This window comes from Neobacillus bataviensis LMG 21833 (assembly GCF_000307875.1).
Classification (GTDB): Bacteria; Bacillota; Bacilli; order Bacillales; family Cytobacillaceae; genus Neobacillus; species Neobacillus bataviensis.
The window spans coordinates 38,951-59,604 of record NZ_AJLS01000063.1 but is presented as its reverse complement, the minus strand read 5'-3'; the positions used below and the strand labels follow the sequence as shown (position 1 = coordinate 59,604).

General features: G+C 39.4%; 21 protein-coding genes and 1 tRNA gene. 14 read left to right on the top strand and 8 right to left on the bottom strand.

Annotated elements, in window-relative coordinates; translation table 11 throughout:
- Nucleotides 1-4: 4 nt before the first annotated feature.
- The 4 genes from BABA_RS11965 to BABA_RS11950 form a co-directional block, all read right to left on the bottom strand.
- Nucleotides 5-427, bottom strand: a complete 423-nt coding sequence (locus BABA_RS11965) for a GNAT family N-acetyltransferase (protein ID WP_007085452.1) — start codon at nt 425-427, stop codon at nt 5-7.
- Between the two features lie 6 nt (nt 428-433).
- Nucleotides 434-946: a YjcG family protein gene (locus BABA_RS11960; RefSeq protein ID WP_007085451.1), complete on the bottom strand. Its 513-nt coding sequence runs from the start codon at nt 944-946 to the stop codon at nt 434-436.
- A 116-nt stretch (nt 947-1,062) separates the two neighbouring features.
- The gene (locus BABA_RS11955; RefSeq protein WP_007085450.1) at nt 1,063-1,785 is read right to left on the bottom strand and encodes an alpha/beta hydrolase; all 723 of its coding nucleotides are present in this window, start codon (nt 1,783-1,785) and stop codon (nt 1,063-1,065) included.
- A gap of 105 nt (nt 1,786-1,890) precedes the next feature.
- Complete coding sequence (locus BABA_RS11950) at nt 1,891-2,115, bottom strand: hypothetical protein (protein WP_007085449.1); 225 nt, start codon at nt 2,113-2,115, stop codon at nt 1,891-1,893.
- A gap of 166 nt (nt 2,116-2,281) precedes the next feature.
- On the opposite strand from BABA_RS11950, the gene BABA_RS11945 reads away from it, so the two are divergent.
- Nucleotides 2,282-2,354 (top strand) — tRNA-Val (locus BABA_RS11945).
- A 617-nt stretch (nt 2,355-2,971) separates the two neighbouring features.
- Here the strand turns inward: BABA_RS11945 and BABA_RS11940 are convergent.
- Both BABA_RS11940 and BABA_RS11935 read right to left on the bottom strand, forming a co-directional pair.
- Nucleotides 2,972-3,613: an endonuclease III domain-containing protein gene (locus tag BABA_RS11940; RefSeq protein ID WP_007085448.1), complete on the bottom strand. Its 642-nt coding sequence runs from the start codon at nt 3,611-3,613 to the stop codon at nt 2,972-2,974.
- A 304-nt stretch (nt 3,614-3,917) separates the two neighbouring features.
- Nucleotides 3,918-4,835: a DNA-3-methyladenine glycosylase family protein gene (locus BABA_RS11935; protein WP_007085447.1), complete on the bottom strand. Its 918-nt coding sequence runs from the start codon at nt 4,833-4,835 to the stop codon at nt 3,918-3,920.
- A 128-nt stretch (nt 4,836-4,963) separates the two neighbouring features.
- Here BABA_RS11935 and BABA_RS11930 point away from each other — a divergent pair, with 128 nt between their 5' ends.
- From BABA_RS11930 to BABA_RS11915, 4 genes are all read left to right on the top strand, one after another.
- Complete coding sequence (locus BABA_RS11930) at nt 4,964-5,548, top strand: bifunctional transcriptional activator/DNA repair enzyme AdaA (RefSeq protein ID WP_007085446.1); 585 nt, start codon at nt 4,964-4,966, stop codon at nt 5,546-5,548.
- Nucleotides 5,545-6,063 carry a methylated-DNA--[protein]-cysteine S-methyltransferase gene (locus BABA_RS11925; RefSeq protein WP_007085445.1) on the top strand — a complete coding sequence of 173 codons (519 nt, stop codon included), beginning with the start codon at nt 5,545-5,547 and terminating at the stop codon, nt 6,061-6,063. Before BABA_RS11930 ends, BABA_RS11925 begins: the two co-directional genes overlap by 4 nt.
- 179 nt (nt 6,064-6,242) lie before the next feature.
- Nucleotides 6,243-7,250, top strand: a complete 1,008-nt coding sequence (locus tag BABA_RS11920; RefSeq protein WP_007085444.1) for a DUF3231 family protein — start codon at nt 6,243-6,245, stop codon at nt 7,248-7,250.
- 118 nt (nt 7,251-7,368) lie between these two features.
- Complete coding sequence (locus BABA_RS11915; protein ID WP_007085443.1) at nt 7,369-8,295, top strand: aldo/keto reductase; 927 nt, start codon at nt 7,369-7,371, stop codon at nt 8,293-8,295.
- A 52-nt stretch (nt 8,296-8,347) separates the two neighbouring features.
- On the opposite strand, the gene BABA_RS11910 is transcribed toward BABA_RS11915, so the two are convergent.
- The gene (locus BABA_RS11910) at nt 8,348-9,709 is read right to left on the bottom strand and encodes a hemolysin family protein (protein WP_007085442.1); all 1,362 of its coding nucleotides are present in this window, start codon (nt 9,707-9,709) and stop codon (nt 8,348-8,350) included.
- 234 nt (nt 9,710-9,943) lie between these two features.
- Between BABA_RS11910 and yknW the strand changes: the two genes are divergently transcribed.
- The 7 genes from yknW (at nt 9,944) to BABA_RS11875 (ending at nt 16,694) form a co-directional block, all read left to right on the top strand.
- Nucleotides 9,944-10,615 carry a YknW family membrane protein gene (gene yknW / locus BABA_RS11905; protein WP_007085441.1) on the top strand — a complete coding sequence of 224 codons (672 nt, stop codon included), beginning with the start codon at nt 9,944-9,946 and terminating at the stop codon, nt 10,613-10,615.
- Nucleotides 10,615-11,742, top strand: coding sequence for an efflux RND transporter periplasmic adaptor subunit (locus BABA_RS11900; protein ID WP_007085440.1), 1,128 nt, complete (start codon nt 10,615-10,617; stop codon nt 11,740-11,742). Before yknW ends, BABA_RS11900 begins: the two co-directional genes overlap by 1 nt.
- The gene (locus BABA_RS11895; RefSeq protein WP_007085439.1) at nt 11,739-12,431 is read left to right on the top strand and encodes an ABC transporter ATP-binding protein; all 693 of its coding nucleotides are present in this window, start codon (nt 11,739-11,741) and stop codon (nt 12,429-12,431) included. Before BABA_RS11900 ends, BABA_RS11895 begins: the two co-directional genes overlap by 4 nt.
- Entirely contained in the window at nt 12,428-13,621 is a 1,194-nt protein-coding gene (locus BABA_RS11890; RefSeq protein WP_007085438.1) for an ABC transporter permease, read from the top strand. The genes BABA_RS11895 and BABA_RS11890 overlap by 4 nt, the downstream gene beginning before the upstream one ends.
- Nucleotides 13,622-13,781: 160 nt before the next feature.
- Nucleotides 13,782-14,948: a tryptophan synthase subunit beta gene (gene trpB, locus BABA_RS11885; protein WP_007085437.1), complete on the top strand. Its 1,167-nt coding sequence runs from the start codon at nt 13,782-13,784 to the stop codon at nt 14,946-14,948.
- 74 nt (nt 14,949-15,022) lie between these two features.
- The gene (locus tag BABA_RS11880; RefSeq protein ID WP_007085436.1) at nt 15,023-15,907 is read left to right on the top strand and encodes a GNAT family N-acetyltransferase; all 885 of its coding nucleotides are present in this window, start codon (nt 15,023-15,025) and stop codon (nt 15,905-15,907) included.
- 166 nt (nt 15,908-16,073) lie between these two features.
- Entirely contained in the window at nt 16,074-16,694 is a 621-nt protein-coding gene (locus tag BABA_RS11875; protein ID WP_040346107.1) for a YitT family protein, read from the top strand.
- A gap of 99 nt (nt 16,695-16,793) precedes the next feature.
- Here the strand turns inward: BABA_RS11875 and BABA_RS11870 are convergent, their stop codons facing one another.
- Nucleotides 16,794-17,597 carry an alpha/beta fold hydrolase gene (locus tag BABA_RS11870; protein WP_007085434.1) on the bottom strand — a complete coding sequence of 268 codons (804 nt, stop codon included), beginning with the start codon at nt 17,595-17,597 and terminating at the stop codon, nt 16,794-16,796.
- 533 nt (nt 17,598-18,130) lie between these two features.
- Here BABA_RS11870 and BABA_RS11865 point away from each other — a divergent pair.
- On the top strand, nt 18,131-19,765 hold the full coding sequence (locus BABA_RS11865; RefSeq protein WP_007085433.1) for a long-chain-fatty-acid--CoA ligase: 1,635 nt from the start codon (nt 18,131-18,133) through the stop codon (nt 19,763-19,765).
- 18 nt (nt 19,766-19,783) lie between these two features.
- Nucleotides 19,784-20,563, top strand: a complete 780-nt coding sequence (locus BABA_RS11860; protein ID WP_007085432.1) for an SDR family oxidoreductase — start codon at nt 19,784-19,786, stop codon at nt 20,561-20,563.
- Nucleotides 20,564-20,654 lie beyond the last annotated feature (91 nt).

Here is a 20,654-nt window from a genome sequence, read left to right as displayed (position 1 = left end):
TGTGTTATACTTCCTTAATCATCGTTTTATGAGGAATTCCTGCATCTAAAAATTCCTCTGACACTACTTCATAGCCAAGGCCGGCATAGAAGGGGATGGCGTGTGTTTGGGCATTTAGCTTTAATTTGTGTAATCCTTGCATAAGGGCATAGCTCTGGATTTCGTTCATAATCGCCTTGCCGGCTCCCGTCTTTCGTGCTTCTTTCATCACACAAATACGCTCTACTTTTCCATAGCCGTCCACAACCCGGAATCTGCCTGCTGCCACAGGAGAATCTTCCTGGTACATTACAAAATGAGTGGCATCATCCTCGTACTGATCGATTTCCTCTTCTAGCGGAACATTTTGCTCCTCTACAAAAACAATCTTTCTTACTGTAAAAGCATCTTCAAGTTCTCTTTGATTTTCAACAACTTTAATTCTCAAGATCAACTATTCCTTTCCAAGACGAAATGTTTCATAAACAGTCCAAGAGCCATTTTCTAATTGATAAAGCAGATGGAAGCGATCTACCGTTTCTTCGTGATTCACTTTTGTCATCCGCAGTGAACCAAAAACATCTGAGTGCTCATCATTAGAAAGCTTTTGACCAATCGTAATATGTGGCACAAAGGCATATTCCGACCTTTGTTCGTTAAATCCCTGTTTAATCTCAGCATGCAGGTTTAAAAGTTCTTCAGTCGGATCAATTTTAAAATAGATAACATTATTTACAGGTTGAAAAGAACTAATTTTGGAAGTCTTTAGTGTGAAAGGCTTTGTATTGCCGGCGATTTGCCGTAATTTATCGGCAAAATCCTTCGCTTCCTCTTCAGGTGCATCGAAGCCATTCATTATCGTTAGGTGTGGAGGAATAAGGGCATAATGCGGGTCATAACGTTTGCGATAAGAATTCACTATGTCTTGAAGCTTTTTTGATGGAAAAATAACTACACCAAATTTCATACGGTTACCTCCATTTAATTCAATTATTTTTTTAAAATAACAAGGGTCTTCTTATTATTATAGCAAATTTTCAAAATATATAAAATGACTTTAATACTTATTTAATAGTTGTTAGATTAAAACAGCATTTTAAGAGCTCGTCTTAAATCAGGCTGCCAGTATGTCCATGTATGATTGCCGTTAAATTCCTCGTAAAAATATGTAAAGGGCATTTCTTTCATTATTTTTGAAAGCTGTCGGTTTGGATTTAAGAAATCACTTGTTTTTCCATCCGTGGTTTTTACTTCTGTTTCCTGTGTGCCAATTACATGATAAATTTCCACAAGCTGTGCTTCTAGAAAATCTTCGACTAATTCCAATACCTTTTCGTTAACCAAAGGTGACTGCATCAGCACTTTTCCAAAGGTATGAGGGTATTGAATGGCTGTCATTAACGAGACGGTTGCCCCTAAAGAGTCGCCAATTAATGCCCTTGTCGAGCCCATATGATAGGTGGGAAATTCCTTATCAAGAAAAGGGACTAATTCATGTGCAAGAAACCGTATGTATTGCTGATTTTGTTCACCATCAGGGTGGTACTTTCGGCGGCGATCTCCCACATTCTTATAGGGTATCCCAACAATAATAATATTTTCAATTTCCCGTTCAAAAAGAAACTCATCTGCCAATCGACCAATTCGGCCAAGCTGAAAATAATCCCGGCCATCCTGAGCAATCAGCAGCGAGTACTTATAGAGCGGTGAGAAGTTTGCAGGCAGATAGACAAGGAGCTGCATTTCCTCTCTCAGTTCATTACTTTGAAAGGTGAGTTCTTTGATTGTGCCTCTTGGAAATTCCATTACGACAATTCCCCCCATGATTCGAATATTACATGTGCATTTTAACATAATTGTAGTGGAAATGCTTTCAGAAGGTGAAATGTTGGTGGATGGTGGGGGGCCGGTTTAATGAAGGTAGCGATGCTTAGGCCGAGATTCAGGCAATATCGATAAAATGTTTTCGCGTTTAAAAGTACGCATTTGTTTTCGTGCCAAACAATAGGCGCGGATGTAATCACCATTTACTTCTTTTACAATGAGTTTCCGCTGTGATAATTCTTGGTTTTCCGCAAGATAAATCATCTCTAGGGGCATATGTTCTTCGATTGATCTGTTTAAAAGCCCATCCATTAAAATCACTCCTTTCTTTATTTAGTATTATTATAACCGAACATTAGTTCTTTATTCAAGAGAGAACAAGAATGTATGTTCCTTTAATAAAAAAAAGGAAAAACCATAAAAATAATATTGACATTTCTAGCTTTTTCACTATAATTAGATTTGTAGCTTAATAAGAGATCTGTTAGCTCAGTTGGGAGAGCGCAACCTTGACAGGGTTGAGGTCGGGGGTTCGAACCCCTCACAGGTCATCCAACAAAAAGCCTGGATAACGTCACAGTTATCCAGGCTTTTTTGCATTATTGATGTAAATTATATTTTTTTATTTTAAGATATAGTGTATTTCGACTTATACAGATTTCGAAGAAAAAACACCCCTTACACTTATTAACGCAGAAATTGATGCAATCAAAAAGGCATTATTTTCTGTAGAATGGAACATAAGTAAGGCAGCAGATGTTTTAAATGCCGCTCATACTCATCTACAAAATGTAAATCCTCAGCCCTTATCACATTTCCTTCAGCAAAAAAGGATGCTTGCATAAGAATGCTATTGAGCTCCCGGCCTTATGTGGTAGATAGTTTATTAGGGGGTAACATAAACTGGGTTCAATTTCCAGTCTACGTTATTGGATCTCTAATTGGTGCAATCGCAGCTGCAATCACTTATAAAATAATTGCAAGTTCAAAGTAATTACCGCTATCAAATGAAACATCTCAAAATGAAGTAGTTAAATAGAAACCACAGCTTTTATTGGTATCAAAACATCATTAAAGCAAACGGTCAAGATATTATACAGTTCCGGGCTATCCCAAAAGGGGGAGCCCTACTTTTGCTATCTTCCTTTATTTAATAAGACAATATATCCTAGTCCAGTCTACAATCACATATCCCCAATAACGGACAGCCTTCACATATCGGTTTTGCTTTGCAATGCTCCTTCGCATGTTCGACGACGAGGGCGTGGAATTCATTATATAGCACTAAGTCTCTTGGTAATTCTTTTTCAATTTGTTTTCTAAATGCATCATACGATTCCGGCATATCATATCCTAAACGGTAAAAGATTCGTCTTGCATAGGCGTCGACGATAAAAATGGGGGTATCAAATGCGTAAAGCAAGATGACATCCCCCGTTTCACGGCCGATGCCCTTAATGCTTAATAGTTCATTTCGCAGTAGATGTTTGTCTATTTTTTTTATCAAATCGATATCATACTCCAAGGTTTTAAACCATGCCATATATGACTTGATCCGCTTTGCCTTTATATTGAAAAAGCCGCTTGGCCGTATTAGCTGGGCAAGATCTTCAATAGGCAATTGAGCAATCCCTTCAGGATGCAAGAAGGGTCGTAAATTTATTAATGCCTTGTCGACATTGCGCCAGCTTGTATTTTGAACGAGTATTGAGCCCATCATCATTTCAAACGGTGTCTCCGCTGGCCACCACCCTTGAGGGCCGTAGTGTTCGTATAATTTGTTATAAATATATTGATAATCGTGTTTCATAGTATCACCGATTCGCTTCCTATTTCGCTTTCTGGGTCAAGTGCGAGGGGAAAGATTCTAGAATTATTCTACTGGGAGTTTGTGGATTTTGGGCCAAACGTTGATGTAGAAGGTTCTAATGGACAAAACTTCATGAATCCGGATGAAAATGTCCAATAGAAGGGTCCTAATGGACAAAACTTCACGAATCTGGATAGAAATGTCCAATAGAAGGGTTCTAATGGACAAAACCTCACGAACCCGGATAGAAATGTCCAATAGAAGCCTTTTCCTTGTCCATCAGAAACTTTTAAGTTTCTCATTTTTAGTAAAGCACCCGCCATAAATAAAACGTGGCATAGGCCTGCCAGCCCTCCCATCGTAACGCTAGCTTTAAAAGCACTTCCTTTGAAGGCTTTTGCTCTGATTTGGTTAGATGTTTGATGGCGTTATGCAGTCCGACATCATCAATCGGATATGCCGAGGGATATCGTAAGCAGCGCATCAAAACATAATTCGCTGTCCAGGGACCGATTCCGCGGATTTTTATTAGACTTTTTTCGGTTTCTTTAAGGTTTTCCATTTTCATTAATTTATCCTTTGATAATTCTCCTCTAGCCATTAATTGGGCAATACCAATGATGTATTCACTCTTTTTCAGGGTCATTTTAATATCAGCCAAATCTACAGGGGTTAATTTGGCTATTTTCTCATAGGTTGGAAAAATCCAATAGTTTTTCCCGTTCCATTCAATCGAGTCACCAAACTTTTCAACAAATTGGCTTTTTAAGGTGTAGGCGAAGGCTAGATTAATTTGCTGTCCTAAGACACCCCAGCAAAGGGCCTCAAATAAATCGGGGACGCCGATTAGACGTAATCCGAAAAACTCATTGACGGGTCTGAGAAGTAGCGGGTCTGCTTTTGCCATTGTGTAAAATGGGGTTAAATCGCGATCAAGGTCGAACCATTCACGAATGTATTTAACCACCTCTTCAAGCTCCAAACGTTTTTGAGGTCTGGAATTTTTTAAAAAAGTTACTATCATCTGATTTTGTTCATTTACGTATATCTTTACTAGGGTTTGCGTTTCTCCAATGACAATTACCCTCGTGATCATTTCATTTTCAACTTCAAACATACACTCATTTTTGTTGCGCTCTAAATAGCCAAGATTGGCTTTGATATTAAAATCCACTGGCAGGTTGATGATGATGTTCCCATTGTCCTCTAGAACTTCTTTCATTTTATCGCCTCCACGTCATTTTCAGTTACTATTATCGCAAAAATATACTTCGTTATCTTGCTTTTTTATTCACAAATGCTTACCTATCGATTGAGACGAAGCTATAATAGTAACTAGGGGTGGACTACATGAAAAGAGAGAGTTCAAGTAATGAAATCATGTCAGATGAAAAATGGCAGGCCATTATCAATAACGACGACTCATACAATAATCAATTTTTCTATGCAGTTAAGACCACGGGGATTTTCTGTAAACCTTCATGCAAATCACGCACTCCTAAAAAGGAAAATGTACGTATTTTTCAAAATGCGGAAGAAGCATTATCTGCCAATTTCCGTCCTTGTAAACGATGTAAACCTACGAATGAGCGATTACCCGACAACGAATGGGTTGCGCTTATTACCGAATACATTGATAAAAATTATACCGAAAAGCTGACACTTGAAACGCTGGCTGAAATAAGTCATGGAAGCCCGTATCATTTGCAGCGGACTTTTAAAAAGATTACCGGCAATACGCCTGTCGAATATATCCAGGAGGTAAGAATAAATACAGCTAAAAAATATTTACTACAATCGGGTCGAACGGTTTCAGAAATAGCAAAGATGGTTGGAATCTCTAATACGCCTTATTTTTTTACATTATTTAAAAAGATGACGGACGCGACACCCGCCCATTTCCGTCAATTACAAGAAAGGGAGGAAACAAAATGAAAGATCACAATAATAAGACCCCCATTTATTGGTCATTTCTCAATTATAAAAATTGGAATCTTTATATTGCTACGACAGACAAGGGGCTTTGTTACGTCGGATCACTGAACAAGGAATTTGAGGAATTGTCTGCTTGGGTAGAAAAACGTTTCCCAGGATGCCCTCTCGTAGAGGACAGGGAGAAGCTAAAGCCTTATGCAAATGAACTAATCCAATATCTTGATGGAAATCGAAAGAATTTTACTGTCCCGTTTGATTATCATGGAACAGACTTCCAAGTTGCTGTATGGAACGCACTTTGTAAGATTCCGTTTGGGGAGACAAAATCCTATTCCGACATCGCAAAACAAATCAATAAGCCAGCGGCAGTACGTGCAGTAGGAGCGGCTATTGGAGCGAATCCGGTGTTAATTACTGTGCCATGCCATCGGGTAGTTGGTAAAAATGGCTCACTAACTGGCTATCGCGGCGGACTAGAGATGAAGACACAATTGCTTGATTTAGAGCGAAAATAATAAAAAGTAAACAACACGACGAGTATAAGGAACATGTCGTTTTTTTCTCCAAAGGTAGCCAGATTTAATTATTCAAAGATCAACAAACCCATCCTCATAACTTTTCTCTATTTGTGGATACTATTCCCAAAGCTTTGCTCATTAAAATTAAAGAGTAGATCATTGGAGGTGGTATGTATATGGAAGACAAATCAAAAATACCATTAACTGCTGCGGAAATGAGTGGATTATGGACTCAATTTATGAATGACTCATTGGCAGTGTGTGTGAATAGGTACTTTTTGGAGACGGTGAATGACGAGGAAGTTCGCCCAATTATTGAATTTACCATACACACAGCAAAAAGGAATATAACGATAATGCAAGACATTTTTAAAAAGGATGATTTCCCAATACCAATGGGATTTACTGACCAAGATGTTAATCCGAAAGCACCAAAGCTGTTTTCGGATACTTTTGTCTTAACATATTTGAGGCATATGTCGATTCTTGCGATGCAGGCAAGTGGCGGTGTTTTAGGTTTAGTCACTCGCCCTGATGTGGTCACTTTTCATAAAAGTGTCCTAAACGCAGGAGTTGAATTACAAGATTTAACACGGAACCTTTTATTGAAACAAGGAACATATATAAAACCACCATACATAACGACGCCTGATGCGGTGGAATTTGTAAAGCAAACCCATTATTTATCAGGGTTTTGGGGTAAGAAAAGGGCTGTAACCTCAGTGGAAATCAGCCATTTATTTTTCAATGTTAAAACGAATGCAATTGGAAAAGCATTAATAACAGGGTTTGCGCAAATTGCTAAGGATAAAGAAGTCAAACAGTTTTTTGTAAAAGGAATGAAATTGGCACAGGATCACATAGACATTTTTAGTAACTTTTTAAAGGAAGAGGGGCTGCCTGTTCCGATGAGCTGGGATGCAAATGTCTCAGATTGTACATCAAGCATTTTTTCTGACAAGCTGTTGATGTTTCATATAGCGGCAATGAATGCATCAGGTATTGGGAATTATGCGATGGCAATGGCGGCAAGTCCGCGAAGGGATATAGCGTTAAAATATGCCTCCTTAATACCGGAAGTATCTCTCTATGCTGAGGACGGTGCCAAAATAATGATTAAAAAAGGATGGTTGGAGGAACCACCGCAAGCAGATGACCGGCAGGAGTTAATCCAAGGACATTAAGTCGTTCACAAAAAATTCATTTAAGCAAATGCAGTGCTTTTCCAGTAGGCATTGCATTTTCAATGTGCTTCCATACAAGAGTATAATGATAGTGAAAAAAATAAAAGGAGGGTTCGAAATGAAATACATAAACATCGCCAATACTGACTTAAATGTTTCTAACATGATTATGGGAAATATGCGTTTAACACAGCTTTCTTTGCCTGAAGCTGAGAAGTTAATCAGAACAGCATTGGATGAGGGAATTAACTTTTTTGACCATGCTGATATCTATGGAAAGGGTAAGTGTGAGGAGATTTTTTCGGAAGCCATTCAAATGAATTCGAGCATTCGTGAAAAAATGATCCTCCAAAGTAAATGTGGTATTATCTCTCCAGAAGGCTATTTTGATTTTTCGAAGAAGCATATCATTGAGTCTGTTAATGGGATTTTAAAGCGATTAAAAACAGAGTACCTTGATATACTGCTGCTGCATCGTCCAGATACATTGATGGAACCAACTGAGGTAGCGGAGGCATTTGAGGAGCTGCATACTGGTGGGAAGGTTAAGTATTTTGGAGTATCAAATCATAATCCGGCACAGATTGAACTTTTACAAAGATATATACCTTATAAATTAGTGGTGAATCAACTTCAGTTTAGTATTGCGCATACACCGATGATTGACTCCGGGATTGCATTAAATATGAAGGATGACCAAGCGATTAACCGCGATAGCAGCATTTTGGAATATTGTCGTTTACATGATATTACGATGCAAGCATGGTCTCCATATCAGCACGGTTTCTTTGAAGGTTCGTTTTTAGGTGATTTGGAACGTTTTCCAAATTTAAATAAAGTAGTAGATTCTATTGCCGAAAAGTATGGTGTAACGAATACCGCCATTGCAACTGCGTGGATTACGCGTCATCCTGCTAACATTCAAGTAGTACTTGGTACAACTAATACTTCGCGATTGAAAGATGCATGTAAAGGTGCTGAAATCAAATTGACGAGGGAAGAATGGTATCAAATCTACAAGGCTGCGGGGAATATCGTACCTTAAAAGCAAAAAACGGACTGAATACTAGATTCAGTCCGTTTTTGGTAGATATTCGTTAAGAAACCGATTTTTCAGGTAGAGTGAACTCCTTTTCAGCCAGTTTCTGTATCTCCAAAAATAAAATATGATGTTCTTCCATTTCCTTTATTCTAAATGAAAAACCGTCCATTTCAATGCTATCACCAATTTTAGCTTCGAATTTATTAGAAAGGAACCAGCCGCCAATGGTATCTAAATCCTTATTTGAATACGATGTGCCTAAAAGGTCATTAATTGTCTCAATAAGAACCTTCCCATTGACAATATAATGCTGATCCTTAATTTTTCGTACTTCAGGAACTTCATCGGCATCGAATTCATCTCGGATATCCCCAACAATTTCTTCGAGGATGTCTTCAACTGTTACGAGACCTGAAGTACCACCAAACTCATCCAAAAGGATGGCCATATGGGTTCTATCTTTTTGCATTTTTAGCAATAAATGTTGAATTGGGATGGTGTCAATTACGCTAATGACCGGTTTAATGAAAGATGTAATTGACTTCTTATTAGCTATGTCATGTGCTAGTTTGCTGGTTAAGATATCTTTGATATTTACTATACCAACAATATTATCCTTATCACCGTTAAAAACGGGATAGCGCGTATATTTTTGTTCTTTAATTAACGAAAGGATATTTTCAGGCTGATCATCGACAGAGATTCCTACCATTTCAGTCCGAGGGACCATAATTTCTTTGGCCATTCGATTATTAAAATCAAAAACGTTATTCACGTAGGTTAATTCTGATTCGTTAATTTCCCCGCTTTTATAACTTTCAGAAAGAATAATCCTTAATTCATCTTCTGAATGGGCTAACTCGTTTTCAGAAGATGGTTTAAGCCCGAATAACCCCGTAATCTTCCTTGAGGAAGTATTAAGCAGCCAAATGAAGGGATAAAACAATTTGTAAAACCAGATCATCGGCTTAGCAAATAAAAGAGTAACTGTTTCAGCTTTTTGGATGGCAAACGATTTAGGAGCCAATTCGCCGATAACCACATTAATAAATGTCACAAACGCAAAGGCAATGATGATGGATAGAATATGGCTGACGGAACTATTAAGATGAATGATATGAAATAGCGGCTCTAGTAGTTTTGAAACAGTTGGCTCTCCTAGCCAGCCTATACCTAGAGCGGTAACGGTAATACCGAGCTGACAAGCGGATAAATATTCATCCAAATGTGTCACTACCTGTTTGGCAGACTTTGCTCCTCTTTTTCCTTCATTCATTAGTTGATCGATTCGTGTGCTTCTTACTTTTACAATTGCAAACTCCACCGCAACAAAGAATGCAGTTAATGCGATGAAGATAGCAATAATGAACAAGTTTACTATGTCCAAATGGCAGGCCTTAACTTCGTTAAGGCTCACACCTCCAGTTGTATATTTTTTGAAAATATTAATCTACTTATTGGTTGGTATTAACATGAACTATAGTTCAATTATTGCATAATCCTTTTGTTTTGTCAATATAACATGAACTATGGTTCATGTTTATGGGCTGGGTTTGAGGTACTATTTTCCAAAAAAAACGAAACTTTCCCTTCATTTTATCGTATACTTAATAGGAATATTTTACATAAGTGGAAATAGGGGTGTTGAAAAATGGAATTAGAAAAAGAAATGAATGTGAAGAAAGAGAGACCAAGTTTAGTAGGAATGTTTACAAGCCCGGGGCTGCAGTTTGAGAGGATAAAGGGAAATCCGAAAATATGGGGGCCGCTGATCTTAATAAGTATCATCTATGCAATTGGGATGACGCTAATGGCACTGTCAATGGATGTGGAAACCTTAATTGGTTCAGGTGTACCAGAAGATCAAGCGGAAATAATTTTAGCAGTTACAAAGGTAACAGTTGCCGTAACGGGAATTTTCGCACCTATTTTGGGTGTTCTTATTAGCAGTGTGATCCAATTAATTATTGCAAAAATAGCGAATGCCGCTGTTACCTTTAAACAGTTATTTTCTATGAATACCTATATCATGATCATCGGAGCAGCCGGACTCTTATTAAATATGGCGATTAGGTTTGGAATTGGCGGCAATCCGGAAATCTATATTACCAGTTTAGCAGGTTTGTTAAATTCAGAAAAAGCGGGGGTCCTAGGCTCATTTGAAGTATTTGGGATCTGGGGCGTTATATTAACCGCTTTAGGACTTAATAGAACAGCTCAATTTTCTAAAGGGCTGGCTTGGACAATCGCAATTGCCTTCTTCCTACTTCAAATTGGATTTGGATTGATTGGAACTCTATTTCAAGGAGCGCCGAAACTATAATGAAGAAGAAAACGTGGATTGTAATTGGTGTTATCTGCTTGGTCATCATCATGATTTCCGTCAGCGTTTACCGGCAGGTTTTTGCAAAAGGACCTTCCGTCAAAACGGCTGAAATCAAACAGGAGGAAATTTCCTCGCTATTGATGGTTCCTGGTACGGTAAAACTACGAGAGGAACAAATTGTATATGCCGCCCCTGATAAGGGGGAGCTGAAGGAACTGCTTGTGGAAGAAGGGCAGGAAGTCACTAAGGGGACTGTTGTGGCAAAACTTCAAAATCCTCAACTAGACTTAGAAATTGAGCAAAACAAATTGGCGATTGAATCGGCAAATTTGAAGATTAATCAAATGGATAAGAAAATAAAACAGTTAAAAGACAAGGAAAAGTCATTAGCAGACCAAGTTGGCAAGGAAGAAGCAAAGAAACAGCTTGCCCCGGAACTCGAACAGCTAGAGATGGAAAAAAAATTAGCTAATTTGGATTTGAAGCAAACCTCACTTCAAAAGGATATGATCAGCAAACGTGAAGCTGAATTGGAGATTAAGAGTACAATAGATGGTGTGGTCTTATCCGCGAAGAAGCCTGACTCTACTTCCTTGGAGGGAACCATGGCTGAACCTGTTATACATATTGGCAAGCTTGAAGAAATGACGGCAACCGGTCTTTTATCTGAATATGACACATTAAAAGTTAGCAGTGGACAAAAGGTTACAGTAAAGTCTGACGCAGTGCCTGATCAGGAATGGCTAGGTGAAATCACTAAGATTGCGGTTCTACCGCAGCAAAGCCAAGCGGGCATGCAAAATGGCAGCCAGGCCGTTCAGTATCCCGTCACTGTAAATATTTTAGGTGACACAAAGACCTTAAAACCGGGTTTCCAGGTGATAATGGAAATTGAAACAGAGAAAAGGACTGCTATGGTGCTGCCAATCGATGCGGTGCATGATGATGGTGATAAGCCTTATGTGTTTATTGTAAAGGATGGAAAGGCCGGGAAGCAGGATGTGAAAACGGGGATTACATCTGGTGAAAAGATTGAAATTCTTGATGGTATTATAAAAGGAGATCGAGTCATCATTAATGGGCCCGACAATCTTAAGAATGGGTTGGAAGTGACAGTCAAATGATCCAGCTCGATTCCATCACTAAATCATTTTTACTTGGAAAAGAAAGTGTGCATGTATTAAATGGGATTAGCCTTGGGATTAAGCAAGGTGAATTTGTTGCCATTATGGGACCTTCAGGTTCAGGGAAATCAACTTTAATGAATATCATAGGCTGTTTGGATAAGCCTTCTGAAGGAGAGTACTACCTTGGAGGGGAAAATGTCTCGCAATATAATGATAAGGAATTGGCGCGGGTTAGGAATCGGTCTATCGGATTTGTCTTCCAACAATTTCATCTTCTGCCGCGCTTATCTGCATTAAAAAATGTTGAACTTCCGATGATTTATGCCGGGATATCCAAAAAAGAGCGTCAGATCCGCGCAGAAGAGGCGTTATTCAAAGTGGGCTTATCAGATCGGATGGATCACCTTCCAAATGCACTATCAGGCGGACAAAAGCAGCGGGTAGCTATTGCCAGGGCAGTCGTTAATAAGCCAAAGCTTATTTTAGCAGATGAACCGACAGGAGCACTTGATACGAAAACTAGTATGGACATTATGGAACAATTTAGAGAACTAAATAATGAAGGCGTTACGGTAATCGTTGTTACCCACGAACCCGAAGTAGCAGAGTATGCCAACAGGACGATTATGGTTAGGGATGGAATGATCCAGACCCCTGATACGACGGAGAGGGGGCGATTAAAATGAGTTTTATGGAAAATCTCTCCATGGCATTAAGTTCACTTAAGGCACATAAGATGCGCAGTATTTTGACAATGCTTGGGATTATCATTGGAGTCGGTGCGGTCATTATCGTTGTTGCCATCGGTCAGGGGGGAGAAGCGATGCTGAAATCTCAGATCACTGGACCCGGTAATACGATTGAACTGTTTTATCAACCCTCTGATGAAGAAATGCGGGCAAACCCTAACGTCTTTATGCAGGCACCATTTAAACAGGAAGATATCCGAGCCCTCGAACAAATTCCGGAAATTAAGCGAGTTGTTGCTTCGAGTACAAAATTATCTTCAGCCAGATTGCAAAAAGATGCATTGGATATCTCGGCAACTGGGATTAATCAGGCTTACTTACAACTTAATGAGTTAAAGGTCGCAAAGGGCAGAAGTTTATCCTCTGCGGATTTCCTTGGAGGCAGACGTGCAGGTCTCATTAGCGATAAATTGAAAGAAGAATTGTTTAAAGAAGAAAACCCAGTTGGAAAGGTTATGATGGTTGCTAACCAGCCAATCGAGATTATCGGTGTCTTGGAAAAGCCGACAGGGCTCCTATCATTTGGTTCAATGGAGGTTTACCTTCCATTTCAAACATGGAAAAATATATATGGAACCAGTGATTTTACCCAGGTAACGCTTCAGGCTGCTTCTCCTGAAAAACTGCAGGCTGCTGGCAAAAAGGCAGCTAAGCTGCTCAATAATATGCATAATACGGAAAAATCCTATCAAGTGATCAATATGGAAGAGATTGCCCAAGGGATTGGTCAGATTACGAAAATTATGACCTTAATTATCGGAAGTATTGCTGGCATTTCTTTGTTTGTTGGCGGAATTGGGGTCATGAATATTATGCTTGTATCAGTAACAGAAAGAACAAGAGAAATTGGGATCCGCATGGCACTTGGAGCAACCAGGGGACAGGTTTTAACACAATTTCTCATTGAATCGATTACATTAACATTGATTGGCGGTATTTTGGGGATTTTTCTTGGCTGGGGAACAGCAACGATTGTCAGCTTCTTTGCTGGCTGGCCATCCCTGGTATCCTGGCAGGTAGTGTTAGGCGGGGTTTTGTTTTCAATGGTTATTGGTGTCTTGTTTGGCTTACTTCCGGCCAACAAAGCCGCCAAGCTTGACCCGATTGATTCGCTTCGGTATGAATAGCGGTAACTTTTACGTTATATAGTGCCTTTTTTAGCTTTGGATTGTTGTCGGAAAGTTGGCAGAAAGGGCACGGTATGATAAGATAATTTGTGGAATATTCAGTTAATCACTTTATAGTTAACTGATCCAAAATGATAGTTTAGAAGGAGACGAGTCGAGGATGGAAAAAGTGAGTGTAGTGAGCAACGGTTATTTTGGAGAGTTTGGCGGCAGTTTTGTCCCTGAGGATTTGCAGCAGGTAATGAATGAGCTTGAGGAACAATTTTTAAAATATAAGGATGATCCGGAATTCATTGAAGAATATAAATATTATTTGAAAGAATATATTGGCCGGGAAAATCCGCTGACATTTGCCGAAAATTTAACGAAGCAAATTGGCGGTGCAAAGATGTATCTCAAACGTGAGGATTTAAACCATACAGGTTCCCATAAAATTAATAATGCGATTGGACAAATTTTACTAGCAAAACGGATGGGTGTGAAGCGGATTATCGCGGAAACCGGGGCTGGACAGCACGGGGTTGCGACGGCCACAGCATGCGCGATGTTTGGGATGGAATGTATTATTTATATGGGTAAACTGGACACTGAGCGTCAGGCTTTGAATGTCTTTCGAATGGAATTATTGGGTGCAAAAGTTGTTCCTGTTGAAAAAGGGCAAGGCCGTTTAAAGGATGCTGTTGATGAAGCATTGGGCGACCTGGTGCAAAACTATAAAAATACCTTTTATTTACTAGGTTCGGCGGTGGGGCCGCATCCATATCCTACCATGGTCAAACACTTCCAGGCGATAATCAGCGAAGAATCAAAGCGTCAGATCCTTGAAAAAGAAGGGAAATTGCCAACAGCTGTGATTGCCTGCACAGGCGGCGGCAGTAATGCAATAGGGGCATTTGCTCATTATATCGAAGAGCCAAATGTTCGCTTAATTGGAGCCGAACCAGCGGAAGCACCGACCTTATCCGAAGGTGTTCCTGCGGTTATCCATGGCTTTAAATGTTTAACATTACTTGATGAAAATGGTGATCCGAAACCAACATACTCCATCGCTGCAGGTTTGGATTATCCTGGTGTTGGCCCAGAGCATAGTTATTTGAAAACAAGCGGCAGGGCAGAGTACGTAAAAGTTACTGGTCAAGAGGCATTGGAGGCCTTCCAATTGTTAAGTAAAACGGAAGGGATCATTCCGGCATTGGAAAGCTCCCATGCTGTTGCCTATGCTATTAAACTGGCAAAAGAATTAACAGCCGATGATGTGTTGATTGTGAACCTCTCCGGCCGTGGTGATAAAGATGTTGAACAAGTATTTCATATGTTAAAAAAATAATAGGTGGGACGGGTCGATTATTGACCCGTCCTTCTTAAAATCCAAAAAGTAAGGTTTCAAGAGGGAGGCTCCACGTGAGAAAATTAACTTTTATAAAAGGCTATCAAGATAACGAACAATTAAGGAACAGCTTTAATCAATTGGCGTTAAACACGTTTGGGATAGAGTTTGAAACTTGGTACCAGCACGGATTTTGGACAGAAAAGTATCAACCGTACTCTTACATAGATAACGGGATGGTCGTAGCGAATGTTTCTGTAAATCTCTTAAACCTGGTAATCAATGATGAAACTAAACCGGCGATTCAAATCGGTACGGTCATGACGCACCCCGATTATCGGGATAAAGGGCTCGCAAGAAGGCTGATGGAGAAGGTTTTAGAAGATTTTAAACACGTTGACATAATCTATTTATTTGCGAATCAAACGGTTTTAGACTTTTATCCGAAATTTGGTTTTCAAAGAGTGGAGGAAGTGCAGTTTTCTATGGGATACAGCCATAAGCCCTCACCTAATCCACCAACAATAAAAAAATTAGACGGCGGGAATTCCAAAGATTTAGCATTCATCTATTCGTTGGCGGCTGATAGGATTTCAGGTACGAGAACCTTTGGAACATCAACCGGTGAAGAACTTTTAATGTTTTATAGTATCATGGTATTCGGACAAGATCTCTATTACCTTGAGGAGGAAAAGGCGCTTGTGATCTATCAAACTGAAGGCGATACCTTACACCTTTATGATATGGTTTGTAGGGAGAAAATAAATGTTCATGGCATTTTGACCAAGATAGCCACAGGAAATATAAATAAAGTGGTATTCCACTTTCATCCCGATGTAATAGAAGTTGCCAAGCTGGACAAGCAGCAACACCAAACAAGCAATCCCCTCTTTATCAAAAACCAAACCAACATCCCCTTACCGGCCGAATTTAAACATCCATTTACATCACAAGCATAAAGTAAATGGTGCCTGACACCATTCCTAATCTACCGCTAGTGGCAAACTTATTTTTGTTTCTTTCTAGCGGGTTTTATTTTTTTATTTGTGCTGAGAAGAATCTTTTTTTGATAGCAGAATATATTTAACCGTACTTAGTGGGTAATTTGAATAAAAGGGGAGTCATATGTATTGGACAAGGGTTAGGTTTTACATAAACTATAGTAGGGCAGAAAATATGTCTTTTTATAAGCGTGGTTGTTTTATTTTTTTCGGTTCGTCTCTTGTTGCCCTATCCTTGCAATTATTTTTGGTGAAAAATTTCGTAATTGATGGGGGTATCATTGGCATAAGCATTATTCTCTCCTATATCACCCGCCAGGAAGTAGGTTTATTTCTCTTACTGTTGAATACCCCTTTTTTCATCATTGCTTATACCTACCTAGGTAGAAGGTTTCTCATGCTCAGCCTATTCGCAATCCTTGTTCTGTCGGCGGGAACGTATCTACTAGAACCGATACCTGTTTTAACTCATAACCCCATTTTAGTGATTTTCCTGGGTGGATTCAGTTTAGGATTGGGTGTCGGAATCACAATTCGGTATGGTGGCTGTTTGGATGGGACGGAAGTATTAGCAATCTTGTTTAGTAAACGTTCCCCTTTTTCGATTGGGCAATATGTTCTTTTATTTAATTTATTCATCTTCGGAAGTTCCATTTTCATATTTGGCTTGTACGAAGCGATCTACTCATTAGCCACTTTTTGCGTCGCTTTTAAAACGATTGATTTATCTATTCAGGAACACTAATTATTTACTGAAACTATGTTAACACTGTTTTCCAGGTTTTTTAAGTAACTAAATTAGAAAAATGCCCGATCGCCATTAAGATTGGGCATTTTCATGTTCTCATTGTTTTTCCAGAAACTCTAGTACCTTTTTGTTCACTAAATCATTTGCTTCGGTAACATAGATATGTCCGGCACCTTGAATGGTTAGAAATTCAGCTCCTTTTATATTCTCCGCTAAGGTAACTCCATTTTGATAGGGAACTAATTTATCTTCATTACCATGTATGACTAAGGTCGGGGCCGTAATTTGGTCAAGCTCACCAGAGGAATCATGTGCCATGCAGGCTTGAAGCTGGAGTATATATGCATAGGGCTGAACCGGTAATTCGATTCGCTTTTGGATATCTTCTGCGACAAAATTGCGATGATTTTCAATAAAGGATTGGCTGTATAGAATAGGGGCTGTGGCCCAGGCCATTTCTTCAGGTGTAGCAATGGAAGAAGCCCTTGAAAGCATAAGCATGGAGACATCGGCGCTTGCTTGTACACTACTAGCACCGCCAGGGGTTGTGCAGCCTAAAATAAGGGAACGAATTCGTTCGGGATATTTAATGGCGAGCCTTTGGGCAATCATTCCCCCCATCGAAATTCCATATACGTGTGCAGCTTCAACACCTGCAGCATCTAAAACAGCCCGTGCATCTTCCGCCATAAGCTCGATGGAATATGGGCTATTTGGTTTACCGCTTTGTCCTACACCACGATTATCAAAGATAATGACCTTGTATTTCTCACTTAAGGCAGGTACTGTTCTAAACCATGATTTTGAATCAAGTGACAATCCCATAATTAGTAATAATGGTTCGCCTTCACCATGGATTTCATAATAAAGGTCAATTCCATTCGCCTTCGTTATTGGCATGTCAAACAACACTCCTCTTCTTCCAGATAATAGTAGATTATATGAGGATAGGAACATCAGAAGAACTAAAACAAGGAAGATTGCTTAGAAAACCAAACAAGTATTTCGGAGTAAAACAAAATGATATTTATTCTGTCTTAAAACAAATAAAAGTCTTATAGGGATATATTATATATGTTTTGAAAATCATGTTAAGCATAAGTTAAAATTGATATTTTTTATGAAAGCGGTTTCTCGTTAAGGGAATATTTTCCGACAAATTTCGTCACTATCCTTCGTGATTGGTAGAGTGATTAATAAAGAGAATGTATCTAAATAAGGAATTTCAAGAGTGGTAAATTAAATATTTTAGGTCAGCCTGTTCAATTGCGGAAAAATGTCGATAATGATTGGTTTACAAAACAACATTTTACGACAATAATCATAATTATATTAATATTCTAATTAATACGGTATTCGATGACATCCAAGAAATGTAACAGCTTTAAAAGGAGTATTGATATGATCAAAAATTTTAGGAGGCATCGTTGTTTATGGTTTATCAGCAAAAGCCGTGGTTGAACACTTATGACTCAAGAATTGAAGAACATGTCAGTATTGAACATTTTTCACTTTATGATTTCTTAGAAGATGCAGCAAACCGTTATCAAAATAAACCGGCATTTACCTTCTTTGGTAAGGTCGTAAGCTTTAATGAAACAAAAGCATTAACCGATCGTTTAGCCTCTGCTCTACATAAAGAGGGCTTTAAAAAGGGGGATCGGCTGTCGATCATGCTTCCGAATGCCCCGCATTATATTTTTACCCTTTTTGCCGTTTTTCGTCTTGGGGGTATCGCAGTTCAAGTGAATCCAATGTATGTTGAAAGAGAGATCGAACACGTTTTAAATGATTCTGGTTCGGAATACATAGTCGTTCTGGATGCATTATATCCAAAAGTAAAAAAGGCTCAGCCAAAAACATCGTTAAAAAAAATAATTGTGGTTAGCTTTGGCGGTCAGAAGATTGACCTTGCCGAGGGTGACTGTTATTTTGATGCATTCCTTAACTGCGAGCTTAACATACCTGATGTTGAGATTAATCGTGATGAGGATGTTGCCCTTTTGCAGTATACGGGGGGAACTACTGGGCTTTCCAAAGGCGTTATGCTTACACACACAAACCTTTTAGCAAATTTCAATCAAGTCTGTGATTTTGCCTATAAAACCTGTGAGGATAAGCCGGAAGATTTTAAAATGATTACTGTCCTTCCGATGTTCCATGTTTACGGACTTTCTAGTACTGCCCTATGCGGAATTAGAGAAGGTGCGAACCAAATCTTGCTACCCCGCTTTGATCCGAAAGAGATTATGGAGATCGTTAAGCGGGAAAAGCCTTTCCAAATGTCAGGCGTACCTACGATGTTTTTTGCCTTAAACTCTAGCCCTGGACTAGAGGAAAGCGGCTTTGATGATCTTTACTATATAAGCTGTGGCGGTGCACCATTGCCAGTGGAAGCAGCGAAATTATTCGAAAAGCGTACAGGTGCCATGCTCTTGGATGGATATGGACTTTCTGAAGCAGCCCCAACCGTTATTTTTAACCCGCCGTTCGTGCCTAGAAAATATGGCAGTATCGGCATCCCTGTTCAAAGCACAACTGTTCGAATCGTTCAAGAAACAGATGATGGTTACATTGATGCACCTGTTGGAGAAGAGGGTGAGTTAATTGTCCAAGGCCCGCAGGTAATGAAAGGCTACTGGAATCTTCCTGAAGAGACTGCTGCCGTATTGAAGGATGGCTGGTTATTTACTGGTGATATTGGCAAAATGGATGAGGAAGGCTATTTTTATATCCTTGATCGGAAAAAGGACATGATTATTGCAAGCGGCTACAATGTTTATCCGCGCGAAATCGAGGAAGTTCTTTATCAGCTTCATGAGATTGAAGAAGTACTTGTTGTCGGTGTACCTGATCCTTATCGCGGGGAAACAGTGAAGGCCTATGTCAAGCTAAAACCGGGACAAATGATTTCCGAAGAGGAAATCAAACAATATGGTAAGGAAAACCTTGCACCGTATAAGGCGCCAAAGGATGTAGAAATACGAGAAGACCTGCCTAAATCAACGGTTGGAAAACTATTAAGAAGAGTACTGAAAGATCAGGAGAAAATGAAAGTAAAAGCTTAATAGAAAGAAGTGGAGAAAATGAATATTCAAGATTTATTTAGCTTAAAAGGGAAAACCGCGATTGTTACTGGCGGCGGAAGAGGCTTAGGGCAGCAAATTGCCATTGCCTACGCGGAAGCAGGGGCCAATATCGTTGTTTGCTCAAGGAATGTCGATGCCTGCAAGCAATTTACTGAAGCACTTCAAGAAAAAGGGGTTCGTGCACTTGCCTTAAAATGTGATGTATCCAATTCGGATGACATCCAGCATGTGGTAGACCAAACGATGAAAGAATTTGGCCGGATTGACATTTTAGTCAATAATAGCGGGACTAGCTGGGGGGCGCCTGCGCTCGAGATGCCTGCCGATAAATGGGATAAGGTGATGGATATTAACCTTAAAGCCGTTTTCCTATTTTCTCAGGCTGTGGGGAAAATTATGGTCGAACAAAAATCCGGTAAGATTATTAATATTGCTTCGATTGCCGGTATGGGCGGGCAAGACCCATTAGTAATGGATGCGATTGGCTATTCTGCCAGTAAGGGTGCCGTCATTACCTTTACAAAGGATTTAGCTGTTAAATTGGCTCCATACAATGTCCATGTAAATGCGATTGCCCCAGGATTTTTCCCAACAAAGATGGCAAAAGCTATCTTGGATTATTCAGGAGAAAAGATTCTTGAGCGGACACCTGCAGGCCGCTTCGGATCAGATGATGATATGAAAGGGCCGGCGTTGTTTTTAGCTTCAGATGCTTCAGATTATGTTTTTGGCCATGTTTTGGTTGTTGATGGCGGAACGACTGCCGGTGTTCAATAATTTTTCAATATTAATGTAATATTATGATTGACTTAATGACTTGTATTTATTATGTTTAGGTAAACATACCAACTGGTTAGTTAAGAGGGGG